This is a genomic window from Gammaproteobacteria bacterium, from assembly GCA_029862005.1.
In the GTDB taxonomy this organism is placed as follows: domain Bacteria; phylum Pseudomonadota; class Gammaproteobacteria.
The window spans coordinates 25,833-34,303 of record JAOTYD010000034.1 but is presented as its reverse complement, the minus strand read 5'-3'; the positions used below and the strand labels follow the sequence as shown (position 1 = coordinate 34,303).

Here is an 8,471-nt window from a genome sequence, read left to right as displayed (position 1 = left end):
GCTTTTGCAATACACAAAAATTGATCCGGCTGCAATGGTTACCGCATATCGAATCAATGGTGGAACATCGAATGCCCAGACACTGATTAGTATGACCAGCACCAGCATCGCAAACATACCGAAAATTCTTTCGTCGAGTTGGTTGATCGTCGCGTTGTGATTACGCTCGAAGCCTTTGGCATGTTCGAGTTTTCTCTGAGCTGCCTTGGCCTCCGTAATTGCAATTCCCAGTTCAGAATTATCATCCATAGTGCTGCCCACAATAACCGAGAAGCAAACATTGTAACCCGGGAATCAGTGGGAAGACGAATATCCAGCAATGATTGCAGTGATTATTCCGGCAAAGCCAGCGAGGAAAGCACAATTTATTCCATCCCTGCTGAAGTACACTGCTATCGAGCCATTACCTCGCATTTACGACAAATAAGTAATATGAAACACCGCTACTGTGCGGGGTTTTATTGTCCGTGAACCAGATCACTGCTTGATACAAAGGTATTGGGTAGCCTGATTAAATACTGCTCCGAGATTTATTGCAGTAGGCCCGCTAAGGATGGCGGGTTTTTTATTTCTTTTTCCTGAACTCCCAAGGCGGTACAGCAGGAGCAGACCATAGCCCTATCGTTTTATTCCTGGCTTCAATCTCAGCCGAGCTATAAAGCATCCTGTCGAGTTCAGATTGCTCCTTCTCGTAGAACTTATAGTGCCAGGCGAAACCATCTTTGACCTGTAGTAAGTATATATCCCGACCATCTTTAAGCAGCTTGCCAACGATCCGCCCGTAACGGTCACGCTTGTCATATTCAACTTCGATATATTCACCCGCAACATACTTGGCAAGGTTCTGAGTAGCCTTCCTGCCGAATGCCTGTTTCTGCTCGGGTGCGTCAATACCACCTAAACGGATTTTATGTTGGGTTTTTGTTCGGTCGAGTACATTGACCGTATCGCCATCAGCTACTTTAACGACCTTACAGGGGCAATTGAGGTGATCTGATACTGCGATACCGGGAACAAGAAGAGGAAGATGAATATATACTTCACATTTGGTAGTAGTCCCGTAACGCCGCCTCGCCGGTCAGTCAGAAAATTTGCCGCTGAAGACCATAAACTGCTCGATCCAATTAAAGTAACTGTCAGCAACTAATGCCACTCCGACCAGTACAGCGATACTAACTAATCTAATAATCCTCAATATTGATCTAAGGTTAGCCTGCATCGCAACAATCGGGTCCGTCAGTTCTTTGAGTTGGTAATCAACTACCTGGACTGAATATTTTGTTTCTGCGAGAGTTTTTTTGATGAAATGGGTGCCATTTTTCAAATTGGCTATTGAATTTTGTACTTCAGAGGTCTGGTTACTGATTACTGCAAGTTCCTCGACCAAGGCCCCAAGCTTGAATTCAATCGATTTAACATCGTTGGGGAGTATTGAATTTTGTACTTCAGGGGTCTGGTTACTGATTACTGCAAGTTCCTTGAGCAAGGCCCCAAGCCTGAATTCAATCGATTTAACATCGTTGGGGAGTGTAACTGGGCTCAACATTTCATTTGCTCCTAATTTAAAGGGTTTTGCGGGCATTCAGTGTTGGCAGGGAAGTGGAGTAAATTGGCTCTAACCCGCCATTTTAAGTAATGGTTTTTGAACCGGCGACGCCAATTTGACTACTAAGCCAACTTTTCTCGAGTAAGAAACATAAATGCCTGCCAATGCAAGTAATTCCTTTATCGTGTACTTCTCACACCCCATCGATACGCACTGATTCGGATTTACATACGTTTGATCGACTTTGATAAGTCTATTTTTGATAATCAAGTAAGTGCCGTTGGTCGATTCCAAATCACGAAGCAATATTTTCCCGTCGGTAAACTTGATTTCGGCGTGACCCCTACTTAATGATGGGTCATCGATGCGGATTTGACCATCTCTGCCAATTATGTAGGCACGCCCTTCCATGTATTCTAGTATTTTGGTACTCGCTTTCATTATGTAGCGGCCTTTGCGAGTTTCCCAGTATTCAAAGTTTGTGTCGGCAAATTTTGTCCTCCTCAGGTCGTAATTGACGATCAAATACTGATGAAACTCCGATTTGGTAATCGGCAACTGCTAAAATCAGCCTAAACCACAATATAATGTGTTTTATAGAGAGGTCAAGTACATTATATTGTGCATAATTTTGTGGAGGCCGCGGGGATATCCTGTGGATAAGTCGTTATTCTGACACGGAATTGCCAGTGCGATAAGGTTGCCATGAGCCGCTGCAGGAGGGGTGCCGAAGCTATAACTCACTGTGGTGTGGTGAGCCAAATTAGATGTTTTGACTCGGTATCCGTTGCATCACTGCAAAAACAATAATAAGTACAATATTTAGCCCACCAAGGAGCAGTAAACAGCACTAACTTTCCTCATATATTCTGACCTTGGGATTGAGCCTCTGATTAGTCTTCCCTATTATCAGAAAATGCCCCGAATCCGCCGCGAAATCCTTGCCGTAAAAATAGAATACATCTGTGATAGGTGTGAACGGGGTGTTTACCGCCTCGTTAGCAAACGACCAGTTACAACTAACTACATCCATAAGTGGCAGCATCGATGTAGTTATTGCGGTGACCTGGCTGACTTCACAGTACCTTATCCATTGATTGAGGTTGACGGTAAGCCTGTTAGTCGAGTTTTCATCCAGCGGGAGACGCTACCGACACCAACCGGGCCAAGCTCGCAGGCGTTTAGTGTCCGCCGAGAATTGGACTAGCTTTTTACTTAATGTGCTAGTAAGCGATAGACACTTGCCTTTGACAGCGAATACCTGGACATGAGGTCTGAAATCTTTACGCCTTTCTTACGATCCTTTCGTATTTGCAGAATTTCCTTTTCGTTCAACTTTGGTTTTCGGCCAAACAGTACGCCCTTCTCCTTGGCCTTCGCGATACCTTCCATCTGCCGTTCCTTACGTATTTCAGTCTCGAACTCAGCGATTGATGCAAGCACGTTAAACAGCAGCTTGCCAGTTGGAGTTGAAGTATCAATATTCTGATCCAGGACAACCAAATCGACACCTTTCTGTTTTAATTCATCCGCTATCTGAGTGAGGTGAAAGGTAGACCGAGCCAATCGGTCCAATTTGGTGATGATCAAACTATCCCCTTGGCGTACATAGCTGCGAACCTCCTTCAACTTGGGTCGATCAGCAGTTGTGCCGGTGTGCTTATCAAGATAAATCTTGTCACAGCCAAATTCATCCAATTTCGACTTTTGGACATCCAAGCTCTGACCAATGGAGCTAACTCTTCCGTATCCAACTTTTGCCATTATGTCTCTAAACCTCTTAAACTCTATGAGAATTTAATTATAAGACATTGTTTGAGACAGTCAATCAATATGTCTCATAAAGTTTACATTTTAAGAAAGTTAAATAGAAAGCTGACGCTCATAAAACCCTGACGTGGGGCAATCTTCGGCCAACAACGGACCCTCATTCAATTGAGAGAATAGCCGCGGGAGGTAATTTGGTACTGATATACCGATACGAAATATAATTGTAAACGCCCCATTCTTAACACAACCCAAACATTCGATCTCCGGGAGATTCCTCTACCTTAGCCCAACTCGTGAACAAAGGATGCGAGATCGGGATCAATATGCGCGATCAAATTCAACAGATTAGTCAGTCCTAGGCTATTTCATTGAAATGCGTGACACAGTTCCTTCCCTTTTCCTTCGAAAAGTACAGGGCGTCGTCAGCTTGCTTTATAAGATTTTCTCTCAGATTCTCCACGATAAACGGCGCATCTCTATTAACGATTACCGTGGCGGCGCCAAAACTCATGGTAATTTTCCGATCCAGCTCAGAAATCACTTCGACAGTTTCTCGTAGCCTTTCTCCAGCCACCAGCGCTCCATTCTGATCAGTATCAGGCAATACAACTGCAAATTCTTCACCGCCGTAGCGCGCGACAAAATCGGCATCGCGATTTGCATCACTAATTTTCTGCGCCACTATTTTCAAAGCCCTATCTCCACCTTGATGCCCAAAGTCATCGTTATATTGCTTAAAGTAATCAATATCCGCCATCAAAATAGAGACAGGTTGACTATTTCGTCGACTGAGCTGCAAAAACGTTTCTATCTGGGAATACAAACTGCGACGATTGGCAATGTTGGTTAAGCTATCGATTGTTGCTTCAGTATAGAGACGTTCATTTGCCTTTTTCAGCAGTTCCGTTTGTTCAAGTATTGTCTCTTCGAATTTTTTTCTTTCGGTCAGGTCGACAACAGCGCAGAGAACCAACATTCCCTCGGGGGTATCGATTGGAGTAAGCCCAACCTCAACCGGGAATTTATTGCCGTTCATTTTCTGCGCGTATAAATCGCGACCGCCCATTCTGCGCGCAGATGGGTTTTGAAGAAACTTCTCTCGATAGGATGGATGTTTCGCCCGCTCCATATCGGGTACCAATGCGTCTATCGACTTGCCAGTAAGCTGCCCGGGCGAATAGCCGAATAATTTATCTGCTTCGAGATTGGCGTGTAAAATACTCCCGGTATTTTCGACCATTATCATCGCTGCCGGAGAGGCTTCGATTCCGACGCGAAAGCGTTCTTCCATTTTTTGACGCTGAACTATTTCGGATTCCAGGTCTTCGGTCCGTTCCGCAACCCGCTGCTCCAGTTCTTCGGATTGTCGATATAGCCTGATGATTATGATGCCAATTGCGACCGCAAGTCCCAGGCCAACAGACACGTATGCGATTATGGTTGTACGTAAATCGGCACTGGTTTGGGAAGTGATAACGTCCAGTGGCAAGTTGACTTCAAGTACACCGCGGACATCACCTACCTTCCAGTCTGTTTTAGGTGAATCAGGGTGACTATTATGACAGGCTACACAGTCAGACCTCATTAGGTCGGCTGTTGCGTAGAATAATATTGTTTTATCGCCCTCTTGCGAAAATTGATAATACTGTTTATCCGGATTTACCGAGAGGAACTCCCAGGCCTTTTTGTCAAACTCGTCAAGCAAGGGTTTTTCTTCGTATTTTCTCCAGGGAAAGGGGTACGGACTATATAATCGCGAACTTGCTCCCGCAGTAAACTTACCAATCTGCTCGCCGAGTATCATGCTCAGGGTTGCCGGTAACGGTATCGCGTTGTCATCTGACACATAATCGTGGGTAATCTCAAGCCCGTGTTTACGGGCTTTCTCGACTACCTCTGAGGTGTATAGCGTGCGAAATTGGGTTAGCGCAACGGAGTAGAGTTCCGCTGTTCTTATAGCGGTTGAATTTATCAGTTCCGACTGAAGCCGAGAAACGTGCCATATCATAGATGCCACAATTATGGAGCATGTTAACAACAGGGCCAGTATTATCCGTATATGCTTCATCCGTTTGCGTGATAGATTATTGCAATAGAACCGAAAAATGTTTTCATGAACCGATATTAAGGTCACAAGTACGATGATAATAGTCTATTCGAACAGATTAGTTTGAGCTGATAACTAAGGATTTGATTAATACTTTCAGGTTATTGATGAGAGTCTGTTTCGGGTCGGTAGCCGCCGCCGATTTTTAGGATTTGAGCGTCTGTTTTCTCCAAAGCTGTCGCTCAAGCAGGATTGATCAACGGCCATCTTCGGCCAAAGGCCGACACTGGGTAAATATAGAAAAACGCATTCCGCGGGGCTTCAGACTGATTTCTTAATTGGCACGTCGCGCTGGTCGCTGGTTAAAATCTCGCAACCACTCTCGGTCACGAGAATGGTTTCGCTGGTACCGATGACATATTGTTTTGGAATGCGCCACGAAAAAGGAGTATGAAACGTCATTCCAGCTTTTAACTCCATATCCTTATCACCCGAAATATACGCTGGCCCATCGGTCCAGGTTGGTGGGAACCCTAGACCTATCGAATAACCATAATGGCCGGAGCGAAAAATCTCCTGCTCCAGTGAGCCGATTACTTTGTTAACCTCTGCCGCGACATCTCGCGTACTGCGCCCCGCGCGTACATTGCTATACAAGGCTTCTAACGCCGCCATTTGAGAATCGATTATTCGCTGCTGCAGTGCATCGGGTTCTCCGGTCAGGACAGTACGCATCTGTGGCGCGGTATATCGATGGAAACAGCCGCCAAATTCCAGTTGTATCGCATCCCCAGGCTTGATTTCGAACCGCTTAAATGTGGTGTGAAAATAGCCCGTCCGGTGACCAGCGTTAACAATCGGATCGATCGAAAAAAATTCCGAACCGGCATCAATCATTACCTGCGCCGCTAACGCGGCAATATCGTTTTCTGTCTTACCGGGTTCGACGGCATCGATTGCGGCACGCATACCCGTCGTGGTGATCCTCGCTGCCTCTCGCAAATGATCGATTTCGGCCGGTGACTTGGTGACGCGCAGTTCGAACATCAGCAGGGTCGCATCGACAAATGATGCATCTCTAAGGCTGTCGCGCAAGGCGTCTAACAGCCGGGCATCGACCGGACCGCGGTTTCCCATCTCAATTCGTCCGGCCTGCACACCGATTCTGCTGTTGCCATAACCGCGCTTGGCAAGCAAGGCAGCTAGTTGACCAGGCACAGCCTCGGCGCTGACCCAGTCGAACAGCACCAGATCTTCGATTTCACCATGCAACACGGCGCACGACGCTTCTACCTCTCCGACCTGCATAAATGGACTATCGTTAAGCGGCAATACGAGACAGGCATAAGCATCCGGCCACAAGGTCTGGTACCCAGTCAGGTAACACAAGTCCACGGCGCTATGGACGAGTAAAACGTCGATGTCCCGATGCGCCATAAGCTCGCGAGTCCGGGTAATGCGAGTATGATATTCCTCGGCTGGAAACGACCACTCCCGTGGTATGGGTCCCGTCAGCAGCCTGTCCAGATAGTTTTTCATTTTCAATACCAGGCGGATACATTCGAATTTTTAATTAGATAACCGTCAGCTAACCTGTTTCAACAGCAAATTTCAAGACGGCAGTGGTTTTAGAGTTGTTTTCCGTACCTGGGAGATTGAATACGTATGCCTGTTTTCCTGATAGTGGACGCTGAAACGTGCTTATCGGGCTTCAGAGAACGGCCATTAGCAGACCCTCAATGAGAATCATAAACCCGCCGAAGCGGGGTTTCCGATAGGCACAATTGATTGACTGTCATTCCGAATCGCTGTCTGAATCGTCGTCGTCATCGTCGTCACCATCCTCTTCCAGCGCTTCAAACATCGCCTCACCGGCCAGGGCGTGGGCACGCGCAGTAAGATGGATTTCATCGAAGAAAACGAACTGGTCAAAATTGCAATCCGGGTGGAAGAAGGAGTCAGGCAGATAGAGTGAAGTACTGAAGCAGGGATCGGTCGTATTGGCGAAACCCAGCTTATCGGCCTTGCGTAGCAACTTTCTAAGGAATTTGAACAGGTCAAATTCGACAATCTCGATCTCATTCCCATAATCGTCAAATTGGTTGGCGATGCGATGCAATCGTTTTCGGTAAAGCTTGCTCAGGCGACTGGTGCGCTTGATCAGTTTCGGGTCGCCGAGTAGAGTAGAAGTTAACTGGGTTTCCGGTATTAACCCCACATCTGGTGCATTGACCAGTAGAAAAGATTCTGCGCCAGCGCCCGCAAGAGTTTCGATGGCATTTTTTACTTTATCGGCGGCTTCCTTGACGATATTGCGGGCCTTGGTAAAATCCGCTTCTTCACGCGCATCTCGAATATCATTTCCGCCGATAAAAACGACGTAAAGCGCATCAGCTGGTGCACCAGCCGCATGATTAGCCAAGAAAAAAATTATTTGATTATCCAGGTCATTAAGATCGGCGCTGGTACGGGCACTGGCGCCCGCTACCGCGTAGTTACTGCCAATAGCCGGAGAAATCAGGTGTAAGGATGCCTCCGCGTTGAGACCGAGTCGGGTGGCAAGGGTTTCTACCGCGACCGGGCCATTGCTTACTCGGTTCATAAAAAATGGCGGCGGAAAATCCCCGACTACCGAGGCCGCGTTTCCGGTGTCCGACAAACTGTCGCCAAATACATAGACCCGACTAAAGCCATTATCGGCCTGCGCCCAGCTCGAAACCAAGAACAGAAAAGCAAATCCAATTTTAAGCAATCGAAAATTATTCATTTGTGAAATCCCTCCGTTGTTTTGTTACTACAATTAATTAACGTTAGCCTGTTGCCAGGATGTTGCTGACAACGCTGGAAAAAGCGAAAATCGAATTGCCGCATCGGCAGATTCTAGCTGTGCCGCTTCTGCACGTACCACCAGCGCGGTTTTCATCAAATGCACCGAGACGATATGATCGCCCTGCCCGTGAAGTATAAGAGGAATTAACGCCTGTTTTCAGCCTGTCTGCAATGATCCTGGGTTTATTGGTTAATGGTACGTGTTTGAGCGTTGATTTACACCGAAATGTGATCCCAAAACAGCCATGCTGATATACGAGCACATGCCACATAACAAGC

At 46.6% G+C, this 8,471-nt stretch carries 9 protein-coding genes; all 9 read right to left on the bottom strand.

Annotated elements, in window-relative coordinates:
- The coding region (locus OES20_16075; GenBank protein MDH3636216.1) for a hypothetical protein at window positions 1–249 on the bottom strand (249 nt) is incomplete at its 3' end.
- A 316-nt stretch (window positions 250–565) separates the two neighbouring features.
- Complete coding sequence (locus OES20_16070) at window positions 566–907, bottom strand: thermonuclease family protein (protein ID MDH3636215.1); 342 nt, start codon at window positions 905–907, stop codon at window positions 566–568.
- 171 nt (window positions 908–1,078) lie between these two features.
- Entirely contained in the window at window positions 1,079–1,582 is a 504-nt protein-coding gene (locus OES20_16065) for a hypothetical protein (GenBank protein ID MDH3636214.1), read from the bottom strand.
- Between the two features lie 33 nt (window positions 1,583–1,615).
- Entirely contained in the window at window positions 1,616–2,104 is a 489-nt protein-coding gene (locus OES20_16060; GenBank protein MDH3636213.1) for an FHA domain-containing protein, read from the bottom strand.
- Window positions 2,105–2,761: 657 nt separating this feature from the next.
- Entirely contained in the window at window positions 2,762–3,310 is a 549-nt protein-coding gene (locus OES20_16055; GenBank protein ID MDH3636212.1) for a recombinase family protein, read from the bottom strand.
- A gap of 361 nt (window positions 3,311–3,671) precedes the next feature.
- Window positions 3,672–5,324: a diguanylate cyclase gene (locus tag OES20_16050; GenBank protein MDH3636211.1), complete on the bottom strand. Its 1,653-nt coding sequence runs from the start codon at window positions 5,322–5,324 to the stop codon at window positions 3,672–3,674.
- Between the two features lie 360 nt (window positions 5,325–5,684).
- Window positions 5,685–6,902 carry a Xaa-Pro peptidase family protein gene (locus OES20_16045; GenBank protein MDH3636210.1) on the bottom strand — a complete coding sequence of 406 codons (1,218 nt, stop codon included), beginning with the start codon at window positions 6,900–6,902 and terminating at the stop codon, window positions 5,685–5,687.
- Window positions 6,903–7,158: 256 nt separating this feature from the next.
- A complete protein-coding gene (locus tag OES20_16040) occupies window positions 7,159–8,130 on the bottom strand; it encodes an SGNH/GDSL hydrolase family protein (protein MDH3636209.1) in 972 nt (323 codons plus the stop codon).
- A gap of 33 nt (window positions 8,131–8,163) precedes the next feature.
- The gene (locus OES20_16035) at window positions 8,164–8,286 is read right to left on the bottom strand and encodes a hypothetical protein (GenBank protein MDH3636208.1); all 123 of its coding nucleotides are present in this window, start codon (window positions 8,284–8,286) and stop codon (window positions 8,164–8,166) included.
- Window positions 8,287–8,471 lie beyond the last annotated feature (185 nt).